The 25,583-nt window shown below is 54.5% G+C and carries 24 protein-coding genes; 9 read left to right on the top strand and 15 right to left on the bottom strand.

All coding sequences use genetic code 11. The annotated features are described in order from the left end of the window. Positions 1-102: 102 nt before the first annotated feature. Both metR and ABDW13_RS18195 read left to right on the top strand, forming a co-directional pair. Positions 103-1,035, top strand: a complete 933-nt coding sequence (gene metR, locus ABDW13_RS18190) for an HTH-type transcriptional regulator MetR (protein WP_343553967.1) — start codon at positions 103-105, stop codon at positions 1,033-1,035. A gap of 93 nt (positions 1,036-1,128) precedes the next feature. Continuing rightward, positions 1,129-1,608: a DUF1456 family protein gene (locus ABDW13_RS18195; RefSeq protein WP_343553968.1), complete on the top strand. Its 480-nt coding sequence runs from the start codon at positions 1,129-1,131 to the stop codon at positions 1,606-1,608. 130 nt (positions 1,609-1,738) lie between these two features. Here the strand turns inward: ABDW13_RS18195 and ABDW13_RS18200 are convergent, their stop codons facing one another. From ABDW13_RS18200 to pldB, 3 genes are all read right to left on the bottom strand, one after another. Next, a complete protein-coding gene (locus ABDW13_RS18200) occupies positions 1,739-2,608 on the bottom strand; it encodes a carboxylate/amino acid/amine transporter (protein WP_343553969.1) in 870 nt (289 codons plus the stop codon). A 141-nt stretch (positions 2,609-2,749) separates the two neighbouring features. Continuing rightward, positions 2,750-3,550, bottom strand: a complete 801-nt coding sequence (gene yigL, locus ABDW13_RS18205) for a sugar/pyridoxal phosphate phosphatase YigL (protein ID WP_343553970.1) — start codon at positions 3,548-3,550, stop codon at positions 2,750-2,752. A 37-nt stretch (positions 3,551-3,587) separates the two neighbouring features. Further along, positions 3,588-4,580, bottom strand: coding sequence for a lysophospholipase L2 (pldB, locus tag ABDW13_RS18210; RefSeq protein ID WP_343553971.1), 993 nt, complete (start codon positions 4,578-4,580; stop codon positions 3,588-3,590). A gap of 104 nt (positions 4,581-4,684) precedes the next feature. On the opposite strand from pldB, the gene rhtB reads away from it, so the two are divergent. Continuing rightward, a complete protein-coding gene (rhtB, locus tag ABDW13_RS18215) occupies positions 4,685-5,308 on the top strand; it encodes a homoserine/homoserine lactone efflux protein (protein WP_343553972.1) in 624 nt (207 codons plus the stop codon). A gap of 87 nt (positions 5,309-5,395) precedes the next feature. Here the strand turns inward: rhtB and rhtC are convergent, their stop codons facing one another. From rhtC to pldA, 3 genes are read right to left on the bottom strand one after another with little or no spacing between them, the layout of a single operon-like run. Then, positions 5,396-6,019 carry a threonine export protein RhtC gene (rhtC, locus tag ABDW13_RS18220; RefSeq protein WP_343553973.1) on the bottom strand — a complete coding sequence of 208 codons (624 nt, stop codon included), beginning with the start codon at positions 6,017-6,019 and terminating at the stop codon, positions 5,396-5,398. A 12-nt stretch (positions 6,020-6,031) separates the two neighbouring features. Further along, entirely contained in the window at positions 6,032-7,858 is a 1,827-nt protein-coding gene (gene recQ / locus ABDW13_RS18225) for an ATP-dependent DNA helicase RecQ (RefSeq protein ID WP_343553974.1), read from the bottom strand. Positions 7,859-7,881: 23 nt separating this feature from the next. After that, complete coding sequence (gene pldA, locus ABDW13_RS18230; protein ID WP_343553975.1) at positions 7,882-8,760, bottom strand: phospholipase A; 879 nt, start codon at positions 8,758-8,760, stop codon at positions 7,882-7,884. A gap of 165 nt (positions 8,761-8,925) precedes the next feature. On the opposite strand from pldA, the gene ABDW13_RS18235 reads away from it, so the two are divergent. Together ABDW13_RS18235 and rarD are read left to right on the top strand one after the other, a co-directional pair. Then, positions 8,926-9,396, top strand: a complete 471-nt coding sequence (locus ABDW13_RS18235) for a thioesterase family protein (RefSeq protein ID WP_343553976.1) — start codon at positions 8,926-8,928, stop codon at positions 9,394-9,396. A gap of 22 nt (positions 9,397-9,418) precedes the next feature. Next, positions 9,419-10,318 carry an EamA family transporter RarD gene (gene rarD, locus ABDW13_RS18240; RefSeq protein ID WP_343553977.1) on the top strand — a complete coding sequence of 300 codons (900 nt, stop codon included), beginning with the start codon at positions 9,419-9,421 and terminating at the stop codon, positions 10,316-10,318. On the opposite strand, the gene ABDW13_RS18245 is transcribed toward rarD, so the two are convergent. From ABDW13_RS18245 to ABDW13_RS18285, 9 genes are all read right to left on the bottom strand, one after another. Next, on the bottom strand, positions 10,298-11,341 hold the full coding sequence (locus ABDW13_RS18245; protein ID WP_343553978.1) for an AbrB family transcriptional regulator: 1,044 nt from the start codon (positions 11,339-11,341) through the stop codon (positions 10,298-10,300). The genes rarD and ABDW13_RS18245 overlap by 21 nt on opposite strands. A gap of 93 nt (positions 11,342-11,434) precedes the next feature. After that, complete coding sequence (corA, locus tag ABDW13_RS18250) at positions 11,435-12,388, bottom strand: magnesium/cobalt transporter CorA (RefSeq protein ID WP_343553979.1); 954 nt, start codon at positions 12,386-12,388, stop codon at positions 11,435-11,437. Positions 12,389-12,706: 318 nt separating this feature from the next. Beyond that, entirely contained in the window at positions 12,707-14,869 is a 2,163-nt protein-coding gene (gene uvrD / locus ABDW13_RS18255) for a DNA helicase II (RefSeq protein ID WP_343553980.1), read from the bottom strand. 56 nt (positions 14,870-14,925) lie between these two features. Continuing rightward, the gene (yigB, locus tag ABDW13_RS18260; RefSeq protein WP_343553981.1) at positions 14,926-15,642 is read right to left on the bottom strand and encodes a 5-amino-6-(5-phospho-D-ribitylamino)uracil phosphatase YigB; all 717 of its coding nucleotides are present in this window, start codon (positions 15,640-15,642) and stop codon (positions 14,926-14,928) included. Beyond that, a complete protein-coding gene (gene xerC, locus ABDW13_RS18265; protein WP_343553982.1) occupies positions 15,642-16,550 on the bottom strand; it encodes a tyrosine recombinase XerC in 909 nt (302 codons plus the stop codon). Before xerC ends, yigB begins: the two co-directional genes overlap by 1 nt. Beyond that, positions 16,547-17,251 (bottom strand): DUF484 domain-containing protein, encoded by a 705-nt coding sequence (locus ABDW13_RS18270; protein ID WP_343553983.1) that lies wholly within the window; start codon positions 17,249-17,251, stop codon positions 16,547-16,549. The genes xerC and ABDW13_RS18270 overlap by 4 nt, the downstream gene beginning before the upstream one ends. After that, positions 17,248-18,072: a diaminopimelate epimerase gene (gene dapF, locus ABDW13_RS18275; protein WP_343553984.1), complete on the bottom strand. Its 825-nt coding sequence runs from the start codon at positions 18,070-18,072 to the stop codon at positions 17,248-17,250. Before dapF ends, ABDW13_RS18270 begins: the two co-directional genes overlap by 4 nt. Before the next feature lie 29 nt (positions 18,073-18,101). Beyond that, on the bottom strand, positions 18,102-18,305 hold the full coding sequence (locus tag ABDW13_RS18280; protein ID WP_343553985.1) for a lipoprotein: 204 nt from the start codon (positions 18,303-18,305) through the stop codon (positions 18,102-18,104). A gap of 132 nt (positions 18,306-18,437) precedes the next feature. Beyond that, positions 18,438-20,999, bottom strand: coding sequence for a class I adenylate cyclase (locus ABDW13_RS18285; protein WP_343553986.1), 2,562 nt, complete (start codon positions 20,997-20,999; stop codon positions 18,438-18,440). A 315-nt stretch (positions 21,000-21,314) separates the two neighbouring features. On the opposite strand from ABDW13_RS18285, the gene hemC reads away from it, so the two are divergent. Genes hemC through hemY form a run of 4 tightly spaced genes read left to right on the top strand, consistent with a single transcriptional unit; the run spans position 21,315 to position 25,346 of the window. Next, positions 21,315-22,256 carry a hydroxymethylbilane synthase gene (hemC, locus tag ABDW13_RS18290; RefSeq protein WP_343553987.1) on the top strand — a complete coding sequence of 314 codons (942 nt, stop codon included), beginning with the start codon at positions 21,315-21,317 and terminating at the stop codon, positions 22,254-22,256. Then, complete coding sequence (gene hemD / locus ABDW13_RS18295) at positions 22,253-22,993, top strand: uroporphyrinogen-III synthase (RefSeq protein WP_343553988.1); 741 nt, start codon at positions 22,253-22,255, stop codon at positions 22,991-22,993. The genes hemC and hemD overlap by 4 nt, the downstream gene beginning before the upstream one ends. A gap of 23 nt (positions 22,994-23,016) precedes the next feature. Continuing rightward, the gene (hemX, locus tag ABDW13_RS18300; protein WP_343553989.1) at positions 23,017-24,147 is read left to right on the top strand and encodes a uroporphyrinogen-III C-methyltransferase; all 1,131 of its coding nucleotides are present in this window, start codon (positions 23,017-23,019) and stop codon (positions 24,145-24,147) included. A 2-nt stretch (positions 24,148-24,149) separates the two neighbouring features. After that, positions 24,150-25,346 carry a protoheme IX biogenesis protein HemY gene (gene hemY, locus ABDW13_RS18305; RefSeq protein WP_343553990.1) on the top strand — a complete coding sequence of 399 codons (1,197 nt, stop codon included), beginning with the start codon at positions 24,150-24,152 and terminating at the stop codon, positions 25,344-25,346. Positions 25,347-25,583 lie beyond the last annotated feature (237 nt).

A 25,583-nucleotide genomic window follows, 5' to 3' on the forward strand; every position in this document is an offset into this window, starting at 1 on the left:
TGGATGAGATGTTTAGCCGTCCAGATGTTTACACCGCTATAATCTGCGGGTACTGTATGTTCCTCAAGCGCAATATGTTCAATCTCGGAGTGAAGGAATCTCATGATCGAACTCAAACACCTGAGGACGCTGCAAGCGTTACGGAATACCGGCTCGTTAGCCGCCGCCGCCTCGCAGCTTCATCAGACGCAATCGGCGTTATCTCACCAGTTCAGCGATTTGGAACAGCGGCTGGGCTTTCGCCTGTTTGTGCGCAAAAGTCAGCCGCTGCGTTTTACGCCACAGGGAGAGATTTTGTTGCAGTTGGCCGAACAGGTTTTGCCGCAGATTCAGCAGGCGTTGCAGGCGTGTCATGAACCGCATCAAACCACGCTGCGCATCGCCATTGAGTGTCACAGCTGCATTCAATGGCTAACGCCGGCGTTGAATAATTTCCGCCAGAATTGGCCGCAGGTGGTGATGGATTTCAAATCCGGTGTGACGTTTGATCCGCAACCGGCGTTGCAGCAAGGCGAGCTGGATGTGGTGCTCACCTCGGATATTCTGCCGCGCAGCGGGTTGTTCTATACGCCGATGTTTGATTTCGAAGTGCGCTTGGTGCTGGCGCCGGATCATCCGTTGGCGCAGCTTGAACATATTGCGCCGGAAGATTTGGCTGACGAAGTGCTGATGATTTATCCGGTGCAGCGTCAGCGTTTGGATGTCTGGCGCCATTTCCTGCAACCAGCGGGCGTGAGTCCGGCATTGAAGAGCGTGGATAATACACTGTTGCTGATTCAGATGGTTTCCGCGCGCATGGGCATTGCCGCGTTGCCGCATTGGGTGGTGGAGAATTTTGAGCAGCAAGGTTTGGTGGTAACGAAAACCTTGGGCGACGGTTTGTGGAGCCGCTTGTATGCCGCGGTACGTGATGGCGAGCAGCGTCAGCCGGTGCTGGAAGCCTTTGTGCGCTTTGCCCGTCAGCACGCCTGCGAGCATCTACCTTTCGTCCGCGATGCCGCGCGTCCGGGTTCGTTGCAAACCACCTCTTCCTGATGATGTTGGGCGATGCCGGTCGCCCGCGCTGTTATCGCTGCCTCGCCTGCTCTATAATGCGCCGCCTCAACCCGCGACCAAGAGAGTTTCACCATGATGAGTAACGATGTTCTGCGCAGCGTGCGCTATATGCTTGATTTGAGCGATAGCAAAGTGGTGGAGATTTTTGCCTTAGCGGGAAGTGAAGTGCCGCTGGAAGATGTGCAGGCGTGGATGAAGAAAGATGACGATGCCGCCTTCCGCAAATTGCCGGATGTGTTGATGGGCTACTTCCTCAACGGGCTGATTTTTTATCGTCGTGGTAAAAGCGAAGATGCGCCCGCACCTTCGATTGAGCGCCGCATGAATAACAACATTTTTATGAAGAAGCTGCGCATCGCCTTTGCGTTGAAAACCACCGATATTCCCGATGTGTTACTGAAAGCCAACTTTAAGCTGTCGCAGGCGGAAGTGGGCGCGATTTTCCGTAATCCAGAACATAAAAATTTCCGCGAATGCGGCGACCAGATTCTGCGTAATTTCCTGAAAGGATTGACGATGATTCATCGTCCGGGGCCGGTTAAGAAGCCGTAGTTTTTGCTTCGGTGCTGGGTCAGGGATAGCGCGGCAGATCGCCAAGGGAAACCACATCCCTGTGGATCAGCCTCGCCATCCATGGCTCGGATGCTTTGCTCCTCTGCCGCGCTATCCCTTCCCTTTGGCTCTAAGCGTGGCTTTTGGAATTCTTGCCTAATACCCAACGCTTGTGCACATACAACGACGCGAAAATTACTGCGGCACCGGCGATAAAACTCGGCCAATGTGGTTTTTCCTGCCAAATCGCCAGATTCACTAGCAATCCCGCAGGCACATGCATGTTGTTCATGATGCCCAACGTGCCTGCATCCACCTGCGTGGCGCCATAATTCCACATGAAGTAGCCCAAGCCGGAAGCCGCGACACCCAGCCACACCAAAATCCCCCATTGCAGCGACGTGGTTGGCAATTTGTTTGGATTGCCCCACAAGCTCCAGGCAATCACCGCGATAATTACCGCGCCAAGATAGAACCACGAAAATGCGGTGTGCTGCGGCATCGGACGCGTTTCCTGCAAGCGTTTGTAGCCCACCATGCCGATGGCAAAGCAGATATTGGCCGCCTGTACCAGCAGCAAGCCGAACCAAAAATGGTCACTGACTTTGTCGTAACGAATAATCGCCGCGCCGATTACCGCCAGCATCGCGCTGAAGGCATAGCCAATGCGCAGCGGACGGCGGCTGAGCAAATCGTAGATCAACGTGACATACAGCGGCGTCATTACGGTGAACAGCAGGAATTCAGTGACGCTGAGGTAGAGATAAGCTTCAAAGCTCAGCAAATACATGATGCCGAGTTGCAGCATGCCCACCAGCATATACAGCAAAATGGTTGAAGCACGGTAACCGCGCCAGCGCAGGAATGGCAGGAAGACAATGGCGGCGAGAGCTAAACGCATCAGCACCGAGAACCAGGAATCCACCTGACCCGCCAGATATTCCCCGATCAAACTAAAGGAAAAAGCCCACAGAATGGTGGTAACGATCAGTAACAGCACGGTAACGATCCCAAAATGAACAGTGCCGCTAGTGTAAACAAACTGTGATTAGCTGAGGGAACTATTTAATTGACATGTGAACAAAATACACACAATCAGGTCTGCCATGTGGTCGCCTTTTTTGGCGACCACATGGCGAAATTACGCGAGGAACAGCTTACGCAGCGTATGCGGTACCGCGTCGTCGGCGTTGCTGCCAATCACATCCAGAGTCGGCAAGGTATCTTTCAACCGCTGCTGCGCATTGCGCATGATGCAGCCTTTGCCAGACATGCTCAGCATCTCAACGTCATTCATGCCGTCGCCAAAGGCGATGCACTCTTTCAGCGAATAGCCCAGTTGTTTGGATACCGCTTCCAACGCGTGGCCTTTAGACACGCCGCCTGCCATCACTTCAAGGCAAGTGGGTAGCGAGAAACTGACATTCACACGGTCGCCCCAGCGCGCTTCAATCGCCTGCTCCAGCGGAATCAAACGTTCGGCATCGTCGCAGGTGAAGAACACTTTGCTGATGCCATCAGTCGGCAACATTCCCGGCTGATAAACCTGATAATTGAACACGGATTCGCGGAAATAATCCTGTTCGTCCGGGCGATGGCGGCTCATAAACCATTCGTCGTCGCGATAAACGTGCGTCAGGATGTGCTCGTCGTGATATTGCAGACCATACAACTCGCTGGCGATATCGGCATCAAGATTGTGACTGAACACCAGCTCGCCATCGGCATTGTGCACGCGCGCACCGTTCGAGGTGATCATATAAGCCGGGATCGCCAGCTTATCGCGCATCTGCCCCACATCGATGTAGTGACGACCCGTAGCAAATACAAAGTGGATGTCACGCGCCACCAATTCTTGCAGTGTGGTGCGCGCGAATGGCGTTAAACGGTGTTCCGGTGAAAGCAGCGTGCCATCCAGGTCGGATGCGACGATGTGATACATGTAAACCTCGGGTGTTAATATCGGAAATTAAAATGCATTAAGCGTGATGGTCAAAGAAATCCATCACCGCGTTGAGTGCTTTGGCGCGCATGGCGTCTGATTCAAACAAGATCTCATGACGCGCGCCGGTGATCACGAGCGGAACATCGCCCGCGCAGGGATGTCCCGCCTCGGCCATCGCCGCACAAAACAGATTTTGCGAGCGGTTATCCACCACATCATCTTCACTGGCTTGCAACAGCAAGCTTGGCGTGGTGATTTTCGCCACCTGATTGAAGATGTCGCGTCCGGCCTGCACGCCTTCGCGCACCCAGTGATAAGTGGGTCCACCCACGCGCAATGCCGGATCATCAGCATAAAAGCGCAGATTGCGGCGATAGCGTTCCTGGCTGTGCGTCAGGCGATTGATGCCAAACGGATTGGCGCGCCAGCGTCCTGTTCCCAATGCGTAGCCTTCACGCAGTGCCGGCACTTTCTCAGCCCAATCAAGAATCGGATGCGCCATCCAGTCGGGCAGCGGCAGCACAATGCCAAACATCGGCGCGGAGAATACCGCGGCATGAAACGCTTGCGGCCGACGCGCCAGGAACAGCGCTAAAATCGCCCCGCCCATCGAATGTGCCAGCACATAGCGCTGCTGATAATGTGGGGTTTCGATCTCTTTGAGATACAGCGTTTCCAAATCATCAACGTAATGGCTGAATTGCACCACATGACCGCGATGAGAATCAGCCAACAGCCGTTCAGAGCGACCTTGTCCACGATGATCTAAAATCACCACATCGTAGCCGCACTGGAACAGGTCGTAGGCCAGTTCGGGATACTTGATGTAGCTTTCGATGCGTCCGGGAACCACCAGAATGACACGGCGATGTTGCGGTGAGGTGAAACGTACGTAGCGGATTTTCAGGTTGCCTACGCCGGTGAATTCAAGCTCTTCACGCTGGCGCCAGAAGTCGAGCAGCGGACCATTGGCAAAGGCCGAAAAGCCCTTCTCACGCCCGAGCCAACTCTGTTTATGCTGCTGCATCGATCCCCCTGAAAAAAACGTGATTGGCGTGCCTGCGCTCCGTAGCGTGCCGCGATTTTCTGGCGTATTGTGTCACACTTCGCTAACTTCAGGGAATGTCACACATGACCATTGAATGGTGGTTAACCTACCTTCTCACCACAACGATTCTCAGCCTTTCACCCGGTTCCGGCGCGATTAACACCATGAGCACCGGTATTAGCCACGGCTATCGCGGCGCGGTGGCATCGATCACCGGTTTGCAGTTGGGCCTGGCGATTCATATCGTGCTGGTTGGTGCAGGTTTAGGCGCGCTGTTTTCACAATCGATTCTGGCCTTTGAAGTCCTGAAGTGGGCGGGCGCGGCCTATTTGGTGTGGTTGGGCATTCAGCAGTGGCGCTCGGCGGGCGGCATTGATCTCGACGCCGTTGCCAAAGCTATGCCGCGTCGCCGTCTGTTCAAGCGCGCAGTGCTGGTGAATCTCACCAACCCGAAAAGCATCGTGTTTCTCGCCGCGCTGTTCCCGCAATTTATTCAGCCGCACCAGCCGCAGTTGATGCAGTATTTGGTGCTCGGCGTCACCACCATCGTGGTCGATATTATTGTGATGATTGGCTACGCCACGCTGGCCACGCGCATCGCCGGTTGGATTAAAGGACCGAAGCAGATGAAGGTGCTGAACCGCACCTTTGGTGGCTTGTTTATGGCAGTTGGCGCGCTGTTAGCCAGCGCGCGCAGAATGGCTTAACGCGTTTTCGGTCTCCATAAACGGCGACCCTACAATGGATTTTTTCGTAGGGTCGCCATTTATGGTGACCGTTGAGCGTCGAGAACGTTATCGCGAAATGATCAGATGAATGCCAAATCCGGCAAATAACACACCCGCCATACCATCCACCCATTTCGCCATACGCTGATACTTATCACGCATCCACGGCAGAGCGAAAATCGCCGCCACCAGCGTAAACCACGCAAAGGTCTCGCCAATAATCAGCAGGAATAAACCCCAACGTTCCATCGCGCCGACATCGTTGCCGACAAACAGTGAGAACACGCTACCAAAGTAGATAATGGCTTTCGGGTTCGACAGGTTGGTCAGGAAACCTTTCAGGAAGCTCATGCCTTTTTTCGGCAACGCCACTTCTGGTGCTTCGGCCTGCGGTTGCTTATGGCGTTGACGTGCCGAACGCATCAGCTGCCAGCCCATCCACAACAAATACAAGCCACCGCCGACCATGATGATTTCATGCAGCCACGCCATTTTTTCCAGAATCAGATGCAGGCCCATCAGCGCCACGCCAGCCCAAATCACAATCCCTAGCGTAATGCCCACCACGCCCATCATCGCCTCTTTACGCGATCGACTAGCGGCCGTTTGCGAGACAAAGAAGAAGTCCGGACCGGGACTCATCAGCGCAACCAAATGCACCAGCGCGACGGTGGCGAATAACATCAGCATGATTTTTTTCCTTTAACCTTCATCAACATGTTCTTTGATCATCACCAGGAACGGCTTACCAAAACGTTCCAGTTTGCGATGACCGACGCCATTCACGCTGAGCATTTCTGACGCGCTAATCGGCATTTGTTCCGCCATTTCAATCAAGGTGGCATCGTTAAACACCACGTACGGCGGAATGTTCTCTTCATCGGCGATGGCTTTACGCAGCTTACGCAGCTTGGCGAACAGCTGGCGATCGTAATTGCCACTGTGCACTTTGGGCGAACTACTGCCGCGCGTTTTCACCGTGACAATTCGCGGCACCGCTAGCATCAACGGCACTTCGGCGCGCAAAATCGGTCGTGCGGCTTCAGTCAATTGCAACGCCGAGTGCATCGCGATGTTTTGCGTCACCATGCCCAGATGAATCAACTGACGCAGCACGCTAATCCAATGTTCATGGCTGTGCTCGCGACCTAAACCGTACACCGGCAGTTTATCGTGGCCGTTGTCGCGGATACGCTGATTGCTGGCACCGCGCAAAACTTCAACAATATAGCCCATGCCGAAACGCTGGCCGGTGCGATAGATGCTGGACAACGCTTTTTGCGCTTCCAGCAAACCATCGTAGCGGCGCGGCGGATCGAGGCAGATATCGCAGTTGTCGCATTGCTGCTGGCGACCTTCACCGAAGTAGTTCAACAGCACCAAACGGCGGCAGGTTTGCGCTTCCGCAAACGCGCCCATCGCATTGAGTTTGTGACGCTCAATATCCTGCAACGGACCTGGCACTTTCTCTTCTAGGCATTTACGCAGCCACGCCATATCGGCCGGATCGTACAGCATCATCGCTTCTGCTGGCAGGCCATCACGTCCGGCGCGACCGGTTTCCTGATAATAGGATTCGATATTGCGCGGAATATCGAAGTGCACCACAAAGCGTACGTTGGGCTTGTTAATCCCCATGCCGAACGCCACGGTGGCGACCACGATTTGCAGGTCGTCGCGTTGAAACGCTTCCTGCACGCTGGCACGTTGCGCACTATCAATGCCGGCATGATAAGCGCCGACGCTCAGACCACGACTTTGCAGACGCGCGGCGGTGTCTTCCACTTTAGCGCGGCTGTTACAGTAAATGATGCCGCTTTTACCGCGCTGATCTTGCACGTAACGCAGCAGTTGCTCGGTGGGCTTGAACTTCTCCACCAGCGTGTAGCGAATATTCGGACGGTCAAAACTGCTGATTTGAATCAGCGGATCGTGCATCTGCAACAGGTGCGCGATGTCATTACGCGTGGTTTCATCGGCGGTGGCGGTTAACGCCATCACCGGCAATTCCGGGAAGCGCTGGCGCAGTTGGCCAATCGAACCGTATTCCGGGCGGAAATCGTGACCCCACTGTGAAATACAGTGCGCTTCATCCACCGCCAGCATCACTGGATTCCACTGATGCAGGCTGTCGAGGAAGTTATCCATCATCAAACGTTCAGGCGCGATATACAGCAACTTGAGCTTACCGGTGCGGCAATCTGCAAACACTTGCTGCTGCTGTTCACGCGTCTGCGTTGAGTTGAGACACGCCGCCGCCACGCCGTTTGCCAGAAGCTGATCGACCTGATCTTTCATCAGTGAAATCAGCGGTGAAACCACCAGCGTCAGCCCTTCGCGCACCAGCGCCGGGATTTGATAGCACAGCGATTTGCCGCCGCCGGTCGGCATCACCACCAAACAATCGCGCCCAGCTAAAGCGGTTTCGATGATGTTTTGCTGACCGGGACGGAACTGCTGGTAGCCGAAGGTATCTTGTAATACCTGCTGCGCCAGCATTTCCTGATTAAGCACTGCCGATGTTGCCACGGTAATCCTGTATTTTTTGCGGGTTAGAACAGATCGTTGAGCGTCACGCCCACGCCGAAGCGCGTCTGGCGATGGTTATAATCGATCAACGATTCACCATAACCGCTGAATACCTGCGTGTAAAAGCGCACATGTTCAGAGATTGGGTAGCTCCAGGCGAAGGTTGCGCCGCCGAAGCCGCTGTTCCAGTTGTAGTTACCTTCCACGCTGAAAATGCTTTCGCCCGCCATGTAGCCAAGCTTGGCGCGGTAGTAACCCATGTATTTGGTAATGTCCGGGTTATCGTCATTGTTTTCATTTTCTGGCAGACGATACCAAGGTTTGAGCTCCGCCAACATATTGCCGTTTTGCGCCATGAAGCGCGCATATACGCGGTTCCAGCTGCGCGAAGTCGGTTCGCTACGACCATTCGATTGGTGCACTAAACCGGTTTCCACATCACGCAAGGTCCAGCCTGCGAAGGTGTAATCGGTGGCCCAGCCGAGGAAGATCTGCGGCTCATAATCGGTTTCACGGAACGGTGATGAAGCACCACGGTTCGACAACTGCCACCACGAGCGCTGAGTATAGGACGCGGCCAGCACTGAATTATCGCCTAAAATGCCGCGCCATAGTGGAAACGCCAGGCTGAGCTGGAATTTTACTTCATCGTTTTTTGCTTTGTCTGCCCAGTTGTACGAAGAGATCGCCTCTTTGTTCATGTCAGTGGTGTAGGTGTAAAGCAGATAGTTATTTTCGTAAGGATAAAGCACGAACGGGTTATCGTGTTTCTCCAGCAGGTTAGCGATAATGCTGCCCTTCACTGCCGGTGCATCGTGAACCTCTTTTATCGTGGCTTCTTCGGCCTGCGCCAGGGCAGGAAGGATCAATGCCGCTGCCAGCAAGGCGTAACGCATACGCATAGAATTCTCCAGAGAACTGCGTGATGTAATCGTCAAGGGACGGTTCAAAAAGCAGGCCATTCTACACGCAAACTCAGCGGTTGATCAGCGCCGATTTCCGAAACTGGAAAGCAGCGCGAACGCGGCATAATATACACAACTCGTTAACATTTTAAGGCAGGAACTATGTCATCCCCGTTGCTGACACGGCAGGAAGCGCGCCGTCTGATTGGCGAAATCTTTGTTTATCACATGCCCTTCAATCAGGCGCTCGGATTAGAGCTGGACCGATTGGAAGGCGATTATGCCGAGCTGGCTTTCGCCAATAAAACCATGCTGGTGGGCAATGCCGCGCAGCAGATTCTGCACGGCGGCGTGATTGCCTCAGTGCTGGATGTCGCCGCCGGGCTGGTGTGTGTCAGCTATGCGTTGACGCGTCAGGAAAGTATCAGCGAGGAAGAACTGCGTCAGCGCCTGTCGCGTATGGGCACCATTGATATGCGAGTCGATTACCTGCGGCCAGGGCGCGGCGAACGCTTTATTGCCACCAGCAGCCTGTTGCGCGGCGGCAATAAAGTCGCTGTGGCGCGCGTGGAATTACACAATCAGCAAGGCGATTACATCGCTACCGCTACCGCGACGTATATGATTGGTTAATCAGTGTTTTTGGGATGAAATGATGGATACGCAACACACTCGCCAGGGCATCGGTTATGCGCTCGGCGCGTACTTTATTTGGGGCATCGCGCCAGCCTACTTCAAACTGGTGAAAGAAGTTCCCGCCACCGAAATCATGACGCATCGCGTGATTTGGTCGGCGCTGTTTATGTTGGTGTTGATTACTTTGAGCCGTAGCTGGAAGCAGGTGCACAGCGTGATCGCTCAGCCGAAAAAAGTGCTGCTGCTGGCATTAACCGCGGTGACCATTGGCGGCAACTGGCTGTTGTTCATCTGGGCGGTGAACAATCAGCACATGCTGGAAGCCAGCCTCGGCTACTTTATCAACCCGCTGATTAACGTGGTGTTTGGCATGCTGTTTCTGCGCGAGCGTTTCCGCCGATTACAGTGGCTGGCGGTGGCGCTGGCAACCACTGGCGTGCTGGTGCAGCTGTGGCAGTTCGGTTCGCTGCCGATTATCGGCCTTGGTCTGGCGCTGAGTTTTGCCTTGTATGGTTTGGTGCGCAAGAAGATTCAGGTCGATGCACAGAGCGGCATGCTGATCGAGACGCTGTGGCTGTTTCCGCTGGCGGCAATTTATCTGTTTGGCTTTGCCGATAGCGCCACCAGCCATCTTAGTGCTAACCCAATGATCTTGAATCTGAAACTGGTTGCGGCGGGGATTGTCACCACCATTCCGCTGATGCTGTTTGCCGCCGCCTGTGCGCGTCTGCGTTTATCAACCGTGGGCTTCTTCCAATATCTTGGCCCAACGCTGATGTTCTTGCTGGCGGTGCTGTTCTACGGCGAGAGCCTGACGCCCGATAAAATGGTGACCTTCGGCTTTATCTGGCTGGCACTCGCGGTATTTATCGTCGATGCGGTAGCATTCACCGCACGATCACGCGTGCGCATAGCGTGAAATAAAGCGCGCTAATGCCGGGCCGGTAAGCAGAATGGTGAATAGCCGCAAGGTCTGTAACGCCATGACAAACGCGATATCGACCCGGCTACCCGCGGCAATTATCGCCACCGTATCCAGCCCGCCGGGGCTGGTTGCCAGATAAGCCGTCATCAGATCGACGTGCAATACGCGCGTCAGCATCCACGCCAATCCGCCACACAGCAGCATTAAACCAATAATCGACACGATCATTTGCGGCAGCGTACGCAGCGCCAGTTTGAAAATCGGCCGCGTGAAACGTAATCCGACGCTCCAGCCAATCAACGCATAAGCCAGCGCCAGCAACCATTCTGGCACTTGTAAGGTTGCGACATCGGTGCCGTGCAATATCGCGCCAATCAGCGCCGGCAGCAGCAACGCGCCAGAAGGAATACGCAATTTTTGCCCCAACCATGCGCCCGCAAACATCACTACTAAAGTCAGTATGAAACTGCTTTGCAGGGCAGGAAACCACTCCAGCTGAACCGCACCGCCGCTCGAACCTAAGCCGATGCGCGCCACCACCGCCGCCGCCGTGGCGACGAATAGCACGCGCAGATACTGCATAAACGCCACCAGCCGCACATCGGCACCGAAATCACCGGCCATCGCCACCATCGCTGAAGCGCCGCCGGGCGACGATCCCCACGCGCCGGTTGGGCCAGGCAAATTACTGAAGCGCACCAGCAAGAAACCCGACAAACCGCTGGCGGCTAACGTCAATATCAGCACCGCCAGCACCACCGGCCAATCCTGAATCAACGGCGTGAGAATGCCTGGCGATAAACTTTGGCCGATCATGCAGCCCAGCACCGCTTGCGCGAGGATAAACAGGCGTTTGTCGATACGCACGGTGGCACCCGATAAGCCCATCGCCGTACCGACGATCATTGGGCCGAGCAGCAGAGCCGCAGGAAGGTGGAACAGCTGGAGGATAATCCCCAGCACTAAGGAAGCCGTCAGCAGAAGTGTCCATTGCAGTCGCAATGAGAAGCGCGCCATAAGTTTGGGAGAAAGTTAGTCAGAAGAGCCAACAGGTTACGCAGAAATGCGGGAGAGCGCTAGCTTATGGGCCGCCAATGCGGCCCGAAATCGTTACAACCAGTTTTTGCGTTTGAAATAGAGGTACGGCGCAAGTCCCGCCAGAATCATCAAGGTGATGGCACCCGGATAACCAAAACTCCACTTCAGCTCCGGCATAAATTCGAAGTTCATGCCATAGCTCGAGGCCACCAGCGTTGGTGGCAGGAACACCACCGACACCACCGAGAAGATCTTGATGATACGGTTCTGCTCAATGTTGATGAAGCCCATCGCCGCCTGCATCAGGAAGTTAACCTTCTGGAACAGTGATTCGTTGTGCGGCAGCAGCGATTCGATATCGCGCAGGATTTCCCGTGCCTGCTCCAACTGATTGCCCGGCAGGCGCGCTTTACGCACCAGGAAGTTGAGCGCACGTTGGGTATCCATCAGACACAAACGTACCTTCCAGCCGATGTCTTCCAGTTCCGCCAAGCGTGACAGCGCCTGATCGTACTCTTCGCCCTGCTGGCCTTCCATGATCACGCGGCTGAGTTTTTCCAGCGCGCTATAGATGTTCTCAATCTCATCCGCCAACTGTTCGATTTTGGTTTCAAACAGGTCCAGCAAAAGTTCGTAAGCGTTGCCATCAACCATCGTCTGGTTGCGCGCACGCATGCGGTACAAACGGAACGCGGGCAGTTCGCGTTCACGCAAGGTGTACAGGCGATCTTCGCGAATGGTAAATGCCACGGTGGAGTTGCCCGCGTGGTCTTCGGCATCTTCAAAGAAGAAGAAGGAGTGAATGTGCAGGCCGTCTTCGTCTTCGAAGAAACGCGCCGAGGCTTCGATGTCTTCCAGTTCCGGACGCGTTGCCAGGCTCTGGCCGAGTTCGGTTTGCACGCGATCACGTTCGCTGTCGTCAGGTTCGATCAGATCGACCCATACAGACGTGTTGAGTTTGTCGTTGTTTTCTTCCAACTCGATGCGTGTCAGGCGGTTACGATCGAGTTTAAATGCGCTCAGCATAGCAATAACTCCCCATTTCTTTGGAATGGGACAAGGCAGCGCTCCGGGATGCTTAGGGCATAACGGGCACGGCAAAGCCTGAACACGGAAACTTTCGCTTCAAGGGTAAATCAGTGCTAACTCACGCGACGAGAGTATAAAAGGGAGGTCGCTGATAACCGCTAAGGTTACCCGCTCAAAGAGGTAACCTTAGAAGTCCCTGTAAAACAGGGTGTTGAGCCAGCATCGACTGGGCGCGTCCAAGGCATTGTCCTCTCATGATAATAGTGCGCGCATGTTACGCTGAGACGAAAAAGTCGTCAAGGTAGCGCAACCGCGCTACACCGTTTCCAGACGGGCATACGCCGCCACCAACCACTTGATTCCCTGGCCCTGAAACGCCACTTGCAGACGGCTGTGTTCGCCGCTGCCTTCGAGATTGATGATGGTGCCTTCACCAAATTTGGCATGGCGCACCCGCTGACCAAGCGCGAAACCACTGTCGTTTTGCGCGATTGGCGTGCCCATGCGTTGATGGCTCACCGGGCGGCTGACGCTGGCGCGCAAACGCACCTCTTCCACGCACTCTTCCGGCAGTTCACCAATGAAACGCGATGGGCGGTGATACACTTCCTTACCATAAAGGCGGCGGCTTTCGGCGTAGGTTAACGTCAGTTTCTGCATCGCACGCGTCACGCCAACGTAGGCCAGACGGCGTTCTTCCTCCAGACGACCGCCTTCATCCAGCGACATCTGGCTGGGGAACATGCCCTCTTCCATGCCGACGATAAACACCTGACTGAACTCCAGCCCTTTCGCCGAGTGCATGGTCATCAGCTGCACCGCATCCTGCCATTTATCCGCCTGGCCTTCGCCCGCTTCCAGCGCGGCATGCGATAAGAAGGCCTGCAATGGCATCAAATCTTCGTCTTCATCTTGATAGCTGAACTGGCGCGTCGCCGTGACCAATTCCTCAAGGTTTTCAATACGCGCCTGGCCTTTCTCACCTTTTTCCTGCTCGTACATAACCCACAAACCGGAGTCTTTGATCACCCGATCGGTCTGTACGTGCAGCGGCATTTCAGCGGTTTCTGTCGCCAATGAATCCACCAACTCGCAGAAACGTTGCAGCGCTGAGGCGGCGCGCCCGGCTAAGGCTTTGTTCTGTAAAAGTTCACGCGTGGCTTGCCACAAAGTGAGTTGCTGATCGCGCGCGGTTTGGCGCACTACGTCGAGCGTACGATCGCCCACGCCGCGCACCGGCGTGTTCACCACGCGTTCAAACGCCGCATCGTCATTGCGATTGGCCATCAAACGCAGATAGGCCAACGCATCTTTGATCTCCTGACGTTCGAAGAAACGCATGCCGCCATAAATGCGATACGGCATGCTGCCTTGCAGCAGCGCCTCTTCCAGCACGCGCGATTGGGCGTTGCTGCGATAGAGAATCGCGCAATCCTGCAACGCATTGCCGTTTTCATGCCAGCTCTTGATGCGATTGACCACAAAACGCGCTTCATCCAACTCGTTGAAGGCGCAATAGAGTGAAATCTTTTCGCCATCGCTACCGTCGGTCCACAGCTCTTTACCGAGGCGACCATTATTGTTAGCGATCAGCGTGTTAGCCGCTTTCAGAATGTTGTTGGTTGAGCGGTAGTTTTGCTCCAGACGAATGGTTTCCGCGCCGGGGAAATCCTGCAAGAAGCGCTGGATGTTTTCGACCTGCGCACCGCGCCAACCGTAAATCGACTGATCGTCATCGCCAACGATAATCACGCGACCGGTGTCACCCGCCAGCATGCGAATCCACGCATACTGAATGTTGTTGGTATCCTGGAACTCATCCACCAGCACGTTGCTAAAACGTTCGCGGTAATGATTGAGGATGTGCGGTTTGTTCAGCCACAGTTCGTGAGCGCGCAGTAACAGTTCGGCGAAATCCACCAATCCAGCACGATCGCAGGCTTCCTGATACGCCTGATAGATGCGCAGCCAGGTTTGTTCAACCGGGTTGCCGTAGCTTTCGATGTGTTTCGGACGCAGACCTTCATCTTTTTTGCCGTTGATGTACCACATGCCCTGACGCGCAGGCCACTGTTTCTCATCAAGGTTCATCGCTTTTATCAGGCGTTTCAGCAAACGTAACTGATCGTCGCTATCGAGAATCTGGAAATCCTGCGGCAAACCGGCATCCAGGTGATGCGCACGCAATAAACGGTGCGCCAGGCCGTGGAAGGTACCAATCCACATGCCGCCCTGGCTGGTGCCAATCAGTTGATCGATACGATGGCGCATTTCTGCTGCGGCTTTATTGGTGAAGGTCACCGCCATGATCGAGTACGGCGAGCAATTCTCCACCGACAGCAGCCAGGCAATGCGATGCACCAGCACGCGGGTTTTGCCACTGCCTGCTCCGGCCAGCACCAGCAGGTTGCTGCGCGGCGCGGCGACCGCCTCGCGCTGTTTGTCATTCAAGCCGTCAAGCAGATCAGAAACGTCCATAAGCACCGTCTAAAAAAGGAGGGCATCCATTTACTGGATGTATTTACAGCTGTTGATTATAGCAGCGAGGTGAGAGATGCCAACCGATCAATTTCAACGTGTGGCAGCAAACGCACATCGTCAATCTTCATCAAGTTGCCTTCACGCAGGTTGATCCAGCAGGCTTGCATCCCGGCGCGGACCGAACCGGCAACATCAGTGGTGAGATCGTCACCAACGTGCAGAATGTGTTGCGGCGCAATGCCTAAACGCTCAGACGCCAGCTGATACATATCTTGCCACGGCTTAGCGCGACCATGCGGACCAGCGCGCAGTGCGAATTGGAAGTAGTGATCGATGCCGAGTTTTTGCGTGCACGCGTTGCCATTGGTGATCGCCACCAGCGGCACGCGCTCGCCCAGCCACTTCAGCGTTTGATGGGTCTCTTCTGGCATGGTGACTTCACTGCGCCATTGATGAAAAACGCTCATCACTTCGCTGGCTCCCGCAGTGGCTTCCGCTGCCGATAAACCGATATTCAGCATCGCCAGTTCGACTGAGCGGCGACGCCATTCGGATACGTCGTGATAAATTTCCGGCTCGCGCGCCAGTAACTCATCGCGCAGCGCCTGGTAATCTGCCGGGGTAAATTCTCGCAGCGCCGGATGATACGCCTGCAACGCAGCGTGTGATTCCTCGGTGGTTTTGCGGATCACCGCATGGTTGTCGTACAGCGTATCGTCGAGATCAAAAGTGATCGCTTTGATCGGGCCGAGTGGGCGATAAAACTTCATTAAGACTTTCCTCGTTTAGCACGCGGATGGGCTGCATCGTAAACCGTTGCCAGATGCTGGAAATCCAGATGGGTATAGATTTGCGTGGTCGCCAGATTGGCGTGGCCCAACAGTTCCTGCACCGCGCGCAGGTCGCCACTCGATTCCAACATATGCGTGGCAAAGGAGTGGCGCAGTTTATGCGGATGAATATGGCTGGCAACGCCTTGCTTGATGCCCCATTCGGCAAAACGTTTCTGCACGTTGCGCGTGGAAATGCGGCTACCGCGGCTGGAGACAAACAGCGCATCATCTTGTGGCGCAAAACTGTCGCGCAGCGGCAACCAATGCTGAATCCATGTCACCGCTGTGCCGCCAATCGGTACGCGGCGCTCTTTGCTGCCTTTACCCAGCACGCGCACTTCGCCGGCTTCCAGATCAAGATTGCGGCAATCGATATTCACCAATTCTGACAAACGCAACCCGCCGCCGTACATGGTTTCCAGCATCGCGCGGTCACGCACGGCCAGCGGATCGTTGAGGTCGATCTCCAGCAGTTGGTTAACTTCATCGACATCCATATTTTTCGGCAGATGACGTGCGTTACGCGGCGTGGAAATACCTTTGGCGGGATTGGCATTCAGCATGCCTTGATGAACTTGCCAGTCGAGAAAACTGCGCAGCGCCGACATGCGCAATGCCAGACTGCTGGGGCCCAAACCGTCGCGGCGGCTGCGTGCCGCCAGCGTGCGCACTTGCGCGGGTTCCAGCTGCGCCCAACTCGTCAGCTTCATCTCATCGGCCATCGCCATTAACGCCAGCAATTGCCGTTGGTAATTTTTTTGCGTCAGCGGACTGAGCTGGCGTTCGACTTTCAGGTAACGCAGAAAGTCATCCACGGCCGGCAGCAGTGGGCTGACGCTACTCATGCGCGTTCAACCCAGCGCGAGAGTAAATCCGGCAGCATTTGCGCCAGATGCTGAAGCAGCAACGTGCCCATGCCAGCTTGATAATGTTGATTATCGCGACTGGTGAACATCAACACCCCTAACTCGCCACGCTCGCCCATCAGCGACATCGCTACCGAGCCAATCGCTTTGGCCTGCGGCAGCAATAGCAACAACTCCGGGCCATTCAGGCTGCCGAGATAGTGATGTTCGTCGCCAAAGCGTTGAATACGCAGCGGTTCGAATGCCTGACGCGATAAACCAAGCTGGGTGAAATCAGAAGGCGCGCCAATGTGCCATTTATCATTGAACACACGAACATGCGCACCCGCTAAGCCCAATTCCCGCGCCCAGCGATGCAAACGCGTCAGCATTTCTTGCAAGCTATCGGCGGCGGCGAGATGACCTTGCAACGTCAGCAGACGATCAAACAGCTGATGGTTGGCCGTGGCCTGCTCCATCAATAAGGTGATCTCTTCTTCCAACTGCTGGATGTGGTTGCGCTGACGCGCCATGTGCCACTCCACCAGTGAAACGCTGCCGCGCACCGGATGCGGCACCATCATCTGTTCGACCTGCCGCGCATTGCGAATAAAGAAATCGGGATTTTGACGCAGAAATGCGCCAACCGACTGATCGTCCAGCAAAACCTCATTCTCGGTCTGCTCTTCGACATTTTTCATAGATGAATAAACCCATCGTAGACATGTGTGGCTGGGCCGGTCATAAACAGCGGTTGACCTTCCCCTTTCCAGGCGATGTGCAGCGTTCCGCCCGGTAAATCGACGCGGACGTTCTCGGCCAAAATACCTTGCTGAATGCCGCAGGCAACAGCCGCACACGCGCCGCTGCCGCAAGCCTGGGTTTCGCCTGCGCCGCGTTCGTACACGCGCAAACGGATGTGTTCACGATTGACCACTTCCATGAAGCCGACGTTAACGCGCTCCGGGAAACGTTCATGACTTTCCAACTCTGGGCCAAGCGTTTCTACCGGCGCGGTTTTCACGCTTTCCACCTGAATCACGCAATGCGGATTGCCCATCGACACCGCACCAAACATCACGGTTTGATCGGCCACACGCTGCAAATAAAGGTTCTCGGCTTTATTGGCGCGTAACGGCACACTTTGCGGTTCGAAGTTGGGTTGGCCCATATTGACGCGCACCAACTCATCATTGGTGACGCTCAACACCATGCGGCCAGTTTGCGTACTGACGCGAATGTCGCTTTTGTTGGTCAGCCCTTTCAAGCGCACAAAGCGCGCGAAACAACGGGCACCGTTGCCACACTGCGCGACTTCGCTGCCATCAGCGTTGAAAATGCGGTAATGGAAATCGAGATCCGGATCGTAAGGCGGTTCGACGATCAGCAACTGATCAAAACCGATCCCCAGATTTCTGTCCGCCAGGCGGCGAATCAGTTCCGGCGAGAAAAAGACGTTTTGCGTCACAGCATCCACAACCATGAAATCGTTGCCGAGACCGTGCATTTTTGAGAACTGCATTTTTTGCTCCGCCGGATTACTCATCGAGATTAGTTCGCCATTGAACCAGGTTTGCTGGTGACCAAACCACCGACATCCGCATCCTGAGCCGCTTTTTGCTGCTGCTCGGTTACCTGCTGATTAGGCTGCTTTGGCTGATCTTTCGGCGGGAAATACAGCGGTCCTTTCAGTCCACAGCCTACCAGGCTGACCAACGCCAGCGCCATACCCAGCTGACTTATTACTCGTATCATTCTGTCTGCTCTTCTGTCCTTAAGCCATGGTTGCTTATCATCGCAGTTGACGTTGTAAAAGCAACAGGAAATACCCGAACTCCATTCAGGTCAGAGTAAAAGCGTCATCCCACCGCGCGAACGCGGGCGGGATCAATGCATTTGGTAGCGCGGCTGGAAGTCGCCGTTGTCGTTATCAGGCTGCGTGGCGCACAGCTGCGTCAGCGTTTGGCTGCGGAAAGGAATCACCTGGAAACGTTCGCCAGTATTCACAATCTGGTAGAACTGCGGCAGGTTGAAATTGATAAAGCTGGAGCCGTAAGTAAAGCGGTCATGAGACGATGAGTAGAAACGGCTCACGTCGCGCACCAGCTCCTCTTTGCTGCCTTCGCAGTGGTGATAAACCTCAACGCGATTGGTTTCGTCGAGGATATAGATGTTGAAACCGCGATCGTCATTGGTATCTTCAAAGAAGAACTGAATGATGCCTTCGCTGGCGTAACCGTTCACCACCGGCGGCAATGGCGTTTGATTCGATTCTACTTTGATCGACAAACCGTGCAGTTTGTTGTTGGAAATCGCACCGTAGAATTCGACGGCGTTCTCCAGCTTCTGCACTGATACGCTCATGCGCTCGAAGAATAAGCCCCAGGTTTGGCCCGCCATGCGCAACGCTTTGAAGCGGCCCGGTTCCTGACGTGTGCTCGACAAGCGCAGCTCGATGCACTCGGAAACCAGCTGTTGCACGCGCGTGCGAATCAATCCACGCAGATGCTGGCTGTAACAGAACACTTCTACTGTGTCTGGTGGCGCGGCATCCTGATGCATTTTGCCGAGAATGGTTTTCAGCGCTTCAATCATCGCCTGCTCACCGCTGAAATGCAGCGTACGCACTTCATTCCACGAGTTGCGATACAGCAGATCGATACTGCCAATCAGGCATTGCTGCTGCTGGCCGAAGCTAAACACATCCAGCTTACGGAAATCGAAATGCACCACTTGATTGCGGAATGCCGAAGTTGGATCGTGCTCAAGATTGACGATAATCGCCAGATGGCGAATCTCGCACGGACTATATAGCGCTTTCGGTGTCGGTGCGGGCACACGCAATGGGAAGTGGCTTGATACGTCATTCACCAGCTCTTGCAGACGCGGCAGGTCGCAGAGATCGTTGCCTTTCATGTGCAAGCGCGTTTTGCTGGTCAGCAGGCCATTAAACCATGCCCACGCCACCAGTTTGTTCAGGTAGCGGTTATATTCCAGCGGCTGATGGCTGATAATCGAACTCATGTCCGGTGCCTGGTTGTACAGGTACCAACCGGCGCGATTGGCACGGCCTGCCGGAACATGAATAAAGGTGAGATTTTCTTCCGAAAGGTCAGGCGAAATCTGCGGGTTGACCAGCGTGACTTTACCGGGCAACGCCTCAAACGCGGCATACAGTTTACGCGTCAGCACGCCAATATCTTGCGGGCTAGCGCTGACGCTTAAATTGTTACGACGCGCAAAACGGATCAGGTTGCGATAGCTTTGCATCATCGCATCCAGCAATTCGTTGTGCGCTTCACGTACGCGTTCGATTTTCCACTGCGCGCGGTTGTCGAGCACCGCTAACTTCTCTTCGTCCCAGCCCCACTCTTTCACCAGCTGCGACAAAATCTCGCGACGCCAGCCAGTGCGATGGTGATGATGATCTTCACTGGAGAGCTTTTCACACACTTTTAAATAGAAACATCGACGTACTAAATCAAGGCGCGCCATGTCATCAACGCTGGTGAGGTAACGCGTCACGCGCTCCAGCATCATGCAATAGGGATCGAGGCCGAAGCAGACAATCTCGCCATCGTGCAGGCGCTGTTTGATGTCCATCGACAACAATTGCGTATTCGGGTATTCCCAGCTGTAGGCTTCGAGCAGCAGGGTTTTAAGCACCGCTTTGTACGGTGAATCGATGCTTTTATACAGCTGCCACAAACTGGCACCGAAATACTCTTCGGCCGACAGCGTGCCAAGGCCGCCAAGATCCAGCCACTCATTCGGCGTCAACACGCCTTGTGAATAGAGTGACATGACGTAATCGTCGTAATGGTGCTCTTCTTCGCCAGGCACCATGTTCCACAGGATGCGTTTGCCGGCCATGCGCACGGCGGTACGGTAGAATTCATCCAGCAGCAAAATATGTTGCGTTGATCCGCAATCCTCACCGCCAAGGCTGCCACTTTCGTTATGGCGGAAACGGTTCTCATCAATCAGGAAGAAACTGACTTCCACACCCATCGACACACACCATTTCTGCAACAGCGTACACTTACGTTGCAGATTGAGGCGCTCTTCATTATCTAACCAGGACTGATGGCAAACCCAGATGTCGAGGTCGGAGATGCTGTTTTGCCCAACGGACGAAGTACTGCCCATTGAGTAAATACCGGTAATGGGTCGCTCGCCCTTGACCACGTTGCCGAAATCAAGCGACTCGCCGCCCGCTAAACTTTGCAGCAGTTGTTGTTGGTTTTCATCGGGCGTATAGAGGCACACGCCATGCGGAACGTTACCTTCGAGGTAGCCCGGCATCAGCGGATGATGGTAGTGCAGTAATGTTGGCAGCAGACTGTAGACTTGCTGGAAAGCAGGCCCCATGGCAGCCAGTGCGCGGTCTACGCGCAGCTGGTTTATCGCATCCAGTCTCTGTTTCAGTGTCTCAATGTAGAGGTACAAGACGTTTCGCCTGATTGTCCCAGTGTTAAGCACCCTATTTCCAAAACCTGCCGCTTAATAATAAAGATATTGGGCAAATTATTGCTGGAAACGTGATCAATCTAACACCTGGAGGATTGACCGTAAAGAAAGTTGCGCTACTTAACAGTTTAGCATGTTCCGACCGTAGCCCTGCTTTTTTCAGACTTCGACTCCAACTCTAACCGGCAAAAACCGGGCAAGAATTGACATCGCGGCCTTTTCAATCCGTTGAAACTGACAGCATTCCCCTATCAATGATAGGATATTCGATGAACGATCAAAATGGTTAACAGCATGTTAAACAAAATTTTCAGAATTGCTACCAGACAAAGTCCTCTTGCTTTGTGGCAGGCACAATATGTCCAACAGCGCTTGATGGCTGCCCATCCAGGCTTGCAAGTTGAGCTGCTTCCGATGGTCACCAAAGGCGACATCATTCTTGATACGCCACTGGCAAAGGTTGGTGGCAAAGGCCTGTTTGTCAAAGAACTTGAGCTAGCGATGCTGGAAGGTCGCGCCGATCTCGCCGTGCATTCGATGAAAGATGTACCGGTCGATTTCCCGCAAGGTTTAGGTTTGGTGACCATCTGCGAGCGTGAAGATCCGCGCGATGCTTTCGTCTCCAACCGCTACAACAACCTTGATGAATTACCGCAAGGCGCGATTGTTGGCACATCCAGCCTGCGTCGCCAATGCCAGATCAGCGCACGCCGTCCAGACCTGGTGATTCGCTCACTGCGCGGCAACGTAGGTACACGTCTCAGCAAACTCGATGCCGGTGAATATGACGCCATCATCCTTGCTGCCGCCGGTTTGAAACGTTTGGGCCTGGAAGATCGTATCCGCCAGGCAATGCCCGCAGAAATCTCCCTGCCCGCTGTCGGACAAGGCGCCGTTGGCATTGAATGCCGGGTTGATGATGCAGAATTGATTACGCTGTTACAGGCGCTGAATCATGGCGATACCGCGGTTTGCGTCCGTGCCGAACGCGCGATGAATACCCGCCTGGAAGGCGGCTGCCAGGTGCCAATCGGCAGCTTCGCAGTGCTGGAAGACGATCAATTGTGGTTGCGCGGTTTAGTCGGCTCACCCGATGGCCATCAGATGGTGATCGGCGAGCGCCGTGGTCCGCGCGATCAAGCTGAACAAATGGGCATTTCTCTGGCTGAAGAGTTACTCGATGGCGGCGCACGTGACATCTTACGTGAAGTCTATCAAGGACAACCGCCAGCATGACTATCCTCGTGACCCGTCCTGAACCGGCTGCCACTGAACTGGTTTCGCGCCTGCGCAATCTGGGCAAGCTGGCGTGGAGCATGCCGCTGATTGAATTCACGCCGGGTCGCGATCTTGTCAATTTGCCAAATCAACTTGCGGCGCTACAACCGGGCGATTTGGTGTTTTTGTTATCGCAGCAAGTGGTGACTTTCGCCCAGCCCGCTTTGCAACATAGCGCGACGACCTGGCCTGAAAAGCTCGACTACTACGCCATTGGTCGCAGCACCGCATTGGCGTTGCACACCGTCAGTAATCTGAAAGTAGACTATCCTCATGCGCGGGAAACCAGCGAAGAGTTGGTGCGTCTGAACCGTCTGCAACAGGTCAACGGCAAGCGTGCGCTGATTTTACGGGGTAGTCCTGGTCGCGAATTGCTCGCAGAGACACTCATTGCGCGCGGTGTTGAAGTACAATATTGCGAATGTTATCAGCGCTGCGAAAAGCAGTATAACGGCGCAACGGAAGGCCGCCGCTGGCGCGATCGCAGTATTACCACGCTGGTTGTTACCAGCGGGGAAATGTTACAACAACTCTTTTCTCTGTTTCCGCCGATTGATCGACGGGAATGGTTACTGCACTGTCGGCTTGTGGTCGTCAGTGAACGTTTGGCTACGCAAGCCGCTGAATTAGGCTGGCAGGACATTGATGTAGCCGATGGTGCCGATAACGATGCGCTGCTGCGCGCGTTACGCTGAACTTAACAATGGGATGAGCCAAAATGACGGAACAAAAAGCCTCCTCCGCCATGGTTGAAGAAACCACCCCAGCGGACCAATCTCCCTCTCCAGCAACCAAGCCACCTCGCGATAAAAAAAGCGATGGCAAAGTGCTGAGTGCAGTGGCGATTGTGATTGCGCTGGCGATTGGCGCAGGACTTTACCTGAATGGGAAACACCAGGCCGATTTACAGGCTCAAACTAACCAGAACCTGAGTGAGCAGCTGAGTGCCTTGCAGCAGCAACTGGGCAGCGATAAACAGCAATTCACCCACGAATTAGATAGCGCCAACAGCGCGTTGCAGGAAGCGCGCACACAGCAGGATAACAGTGCCAAAGAGCTGGAAACCCTGCGCGATAAAGTCGCCACGATTTCTGGCAACGACACGCGCACCTGGTTGCTGGCTCAGGCGGATTATCTGGTCAAATTGGCGGGCCGCAAATTGTGGAGCGATCAAGATGTCACGACGGCGGCGGCATTGCTGAAAAGTGCCGACACCAGCCTGGCAGACATGAACGATCCGAGCGTAATGAATGTGCGCCGCGCCTTGACGCAGGATATCAGCTCACTTTCAGCGGTGAGTCAGGTCGACTACGACGGCACGATTCTCAAACTCAATCAGTTGTCGAACGGCGTTGATAATCTGCGTTTGGCTGATAACGACAGCGATAATTCACCGATGGACGCGGACGGTGGCGAACTCTCCAGCTCGCTAACTGAATGGCGTCAAAACCTGGTGAAAAGCTGGCACAACTTTATGGATGATTTCATTACCATCCGCCGCCGCGATAACACCGCACAGCCGTTGCTGGCACCGAATCAGGATGTTTATCTGCGTGAGAATATTCGTTCTCGTCTGCTGATCGCCGCGCAAGCTGTACCGCGTCATCAGGATGAAATCTACAAACAGTCAATCGATGCCGTTTCTACCTGGGTTCGTGCCTGGTACGACACTAACGATGCGGCCACTAAAGCCTTCCTTGCCCAGTTGGATGAATTGAGCCAGCAAAGCATTTCGATGGATGTACCGGATACGCTTGAAAGCCAGCCGCTGCTGGAAAAACTGATGCAAACGCGCGTGCGTAATTTGCTGGCCCAGCCATCGGTTGCCGCTAACCAACAGGGAGGCTAAGCATGCTAAAGGTATTAGTGCTTTTCCTTCTATTGATCGCTGGCGTGGTCATTGGACCGATGGTTGCCGGCCATCAAGGCTACGTATTAATTCAAACCGACAACTGGAATATCGAAACCAGCGTCACCGGCTTAGCGATAATGCTGATCCTCAGCCTGCTGGTGATTCTCTTCGTTGAATGGATCTTACGTCGCGTACTGCGAACCGGTGCACGTACGCGTGGTTGGTTCACGGGCCGCAAACGCCGCAGTGCGCAGCGTCATACGCAAAGTGCGCTGATGAAACTGGCTGAAGGTGATTTTAAACAAGCGGAAAAATTGCTGTCGAAAAACGCCGATCACGCGGATCAACCGGTAGCGAACTATTTGCTGGCCGCCGAAGCCGCGCAGCAACGTGGTGATGAAATCCGTGCTAATCAGCATCTGGAACGTGCCGCTGAGCTGTCTGAAAACGACACCATTCCTGTAGAAATCACCCGCGTTCGTCTACAACTGGCGCGTAATGAAGATCATGCCGCACGTCATGGCATTGATCGCCTTCTGGAAGTCGCACCGCGCCATCCAGAAGTATTACGTCTGGCCGAACAAGCTTATATTCGTACCGGCGCGTGGGGCGCATTGCTGGATATTCTGCCATCGATGCAGAAAGTGCAGATCAATGATGAAGCACAGCGCGAAGCGTTGCAGCAGCAAGCCTGGCTGGGTCTGATGAATCAAGCGATGGCCGATCAGGGCAGCGACGGATTGAAAAAATGGTGGCAGAACCAGAGCCGCAAAACGCGTCATGAAACCGCGCTACAAGTGGCAATGGCAGAACATCTGATTGAGTGTGACGATCCCGATACCGCGCAGAGTATCGTGCTGGAAGGATTGAAGCGTCAGTATGATGATCGTTTGGTGCTGCTGATGCCACGGATTAAAAGCGGCGATCCGCAAGCGCTGGAAAAAGCATTGCGTCAGCAAATCAAACAGCACGGCGCGACGCCATTGTTACACAGCACGCTCGGTCAGTTGCTGATGCGCCACGGTGAATGGCAGCAAGCGGCTGAAGCTTTCCAGCAAGCGCTAGCACAACGTCCAGATGCTTTTGATTACGCCTGGCTGGCAGATATTTATGACCGCCTACATCGTCCAGAAGACGCGGCAAAAATGCGCCGTGAAGGCTTGTTACTCACGCTGAAGACCAATCCCAGCGCCTGATTTTACGATTGTTACTTTTGTGCACGCCGGGCTTGTCCCGGCTTTTTTTTGCCTGAGATAAACGTAAATCCACAATCCGCAGATAAAAAAACACCTGCCATAAGCAGGTGTAAGATCAGGTCGTCAAGACAACTGATGGCATCCGACTCAACGTAATGTCCTTCTTACTGCAGTAAAGCGTGCGCAAATACTGCCAGGCTGGACAACGGATGCCGTAAGGGGCTCTGCATCATTCCC

The organism is Pantoea sp. (assembly GCF_039594315.1).
GTDB lineage: Bacteria > Pseudomonadota > Gammaproteobacteria > Enterobacterales > Enterobacteriaceae > Pantoea.

What these genes read in the sequence shown, in the direction of transcription:
- metR (WP_343553967.1), top strand. Translation starts at nt 103, where the DNA reads ATGATCGAACTCAAACACCTGAGGACGCTGCAAGCGTTACGGAATACC.
- ABDW13_RS18195 (WP_343553968.1), top strand. Translation starts at nt 1,129, where the DNA reads ATGATGAGTAACGATGTTCTGCGCAGCGTGCGCTATATGCTTGATTTG.
- yigL (WP_343553970.1), bottom strand. Translation starts at nt 3,550, where the DNA reads ATGTATCACATCGTCGCATCCGACCTGGATGGCACGCTGCTTTCACCG.
- pldB (WP_343553971.1), bottom strand. Translation starts at nt 4,580, where the DNA reads ATGCAGCAGCATAAACAGAGTTGGCTCGGGCGTGAGAAGGGCTTTTCG.
- rhtB (WP_343553972.1), top strand. Translation starts at nt 4,685, where the DNA reads ATGACCATTGAATGGTGGTTAACCTACCTTCTCACCACAACGATTCTC.
- rhtC (WP_343553973.1), bottom strand. Translation starts at nt 6,019, where the DNA reads ATGCTGATGTTATTCGCCACCGTCGCGCTGGTGCATTTGGTTGCGCTG.
- pldA (WP_343553975.1), bottom strand. Translation starts at nt 8,760, where the DNA reads ATGCGTATGCGTTACGCCTTGCTGGCAGCGGCATTGATCCTTCCTGCC.
- ABDW13_RS18235 (WP_343553976.1), top strand. Translation starts at nt 8,926, where the DNA reads ATGTCATCCCCGTTGCTGACACGGCAGGAAGCGCGCCGTCTGATTGGC.
- rarD (WP_343553977.1), top strand. Translation starts at nt 9,419, where the DNA reads ATGGATACGCAACACACTCGCCAGGGCATCGGTTATGCGCTCGGCGCG.
- ABDW13_RS18245 (WP_343553978.1), bottom strand. Translation starts at nt 11,341, where the DNA reads ATGGCGCGCTTCTCATTGCGACTGCAATGGACACTTCTGCTGACGGCT.
- corA (WP_343553979.1), bottom strand. Translation starts at nt 12,388, where the DNA reads ATGCTGAGCGCATTTAAACTCGATCGTAACCGCCTGACACGCATCGAG.
- uvrD (WP_343553980.1), bottom strand. Translation starts at nt 14,869, where the DNA reads ATGGACGTTTCTGATCTGCTTGACGGCTTGAATGACAAACAGCGCGAG.
- yigB (WP_343553981.1), bottom strand. Translation starts at nt 15,642, where the DNA reads ATGAAGTTTTATCGCCCACTCGGCCCGATCAAAGCGATCACTTTTGAT.
- xerC (WP_343553982.1), bottom strand. Translation starts at nt 16,550, where the DNA reads ATGAGTAGCGTCAGCCCACTGCTGCCGGCCGTGGATGACTTTCTGCGT.
- ABDW13_RS18270 (WP_343553983.1), bottom strand. Translation starts at nt 17,251, where the DNA reads ATGAAAAATGTCGAAGAGCAGACCGAGAATGAGGTTTTGCTGGACGAT.
- dapF (WP_343553984.1), bottom strand. Translation starts at nt 18,072, where the DNA reads ATGCAGTTCTCAAAAATGCACGGTCTCGGCAACGATTTCATGGTTGTG.
- ABDW13_RS18280 (WP_343553985.1), bottom strand. Translation starts at nt 18,305, where the DNA reads ATGATACGAGTAATAAGTCAGCTGGGTATGGCGCTGGCGTTGGTCAGC.
- hemC (WP_343553987.1), top strand. Translation starts at nt 21,315, where the DNA reads ATGTTAAACAAAATTTTCAGAATTGCTACCAGACAAAGTCCTCTTGCT.
- hemD (WP_343553988.1), top strand. Translation starts at nt 22,253, where the DNA reads ATGACTATCCTCGTGACCCGTCCTGAACCGGCTGCCACTGAACTGGTT.
- hemX (WP_343553989.1), top strand. Translation starts at nt 23,017, where the DNA reads ATGACGGAACAAAAAGCCTCCTCCGCCATGGTTGAAGAAACCACCCCA.
- hemY (WP_343553990.1), top strand. Translation starts at nt 24,150, where the DNA reads ATGCTAAAGGTATTAGTGCTTTTCCTTCTATTGATCGCTGGCGTGGTC.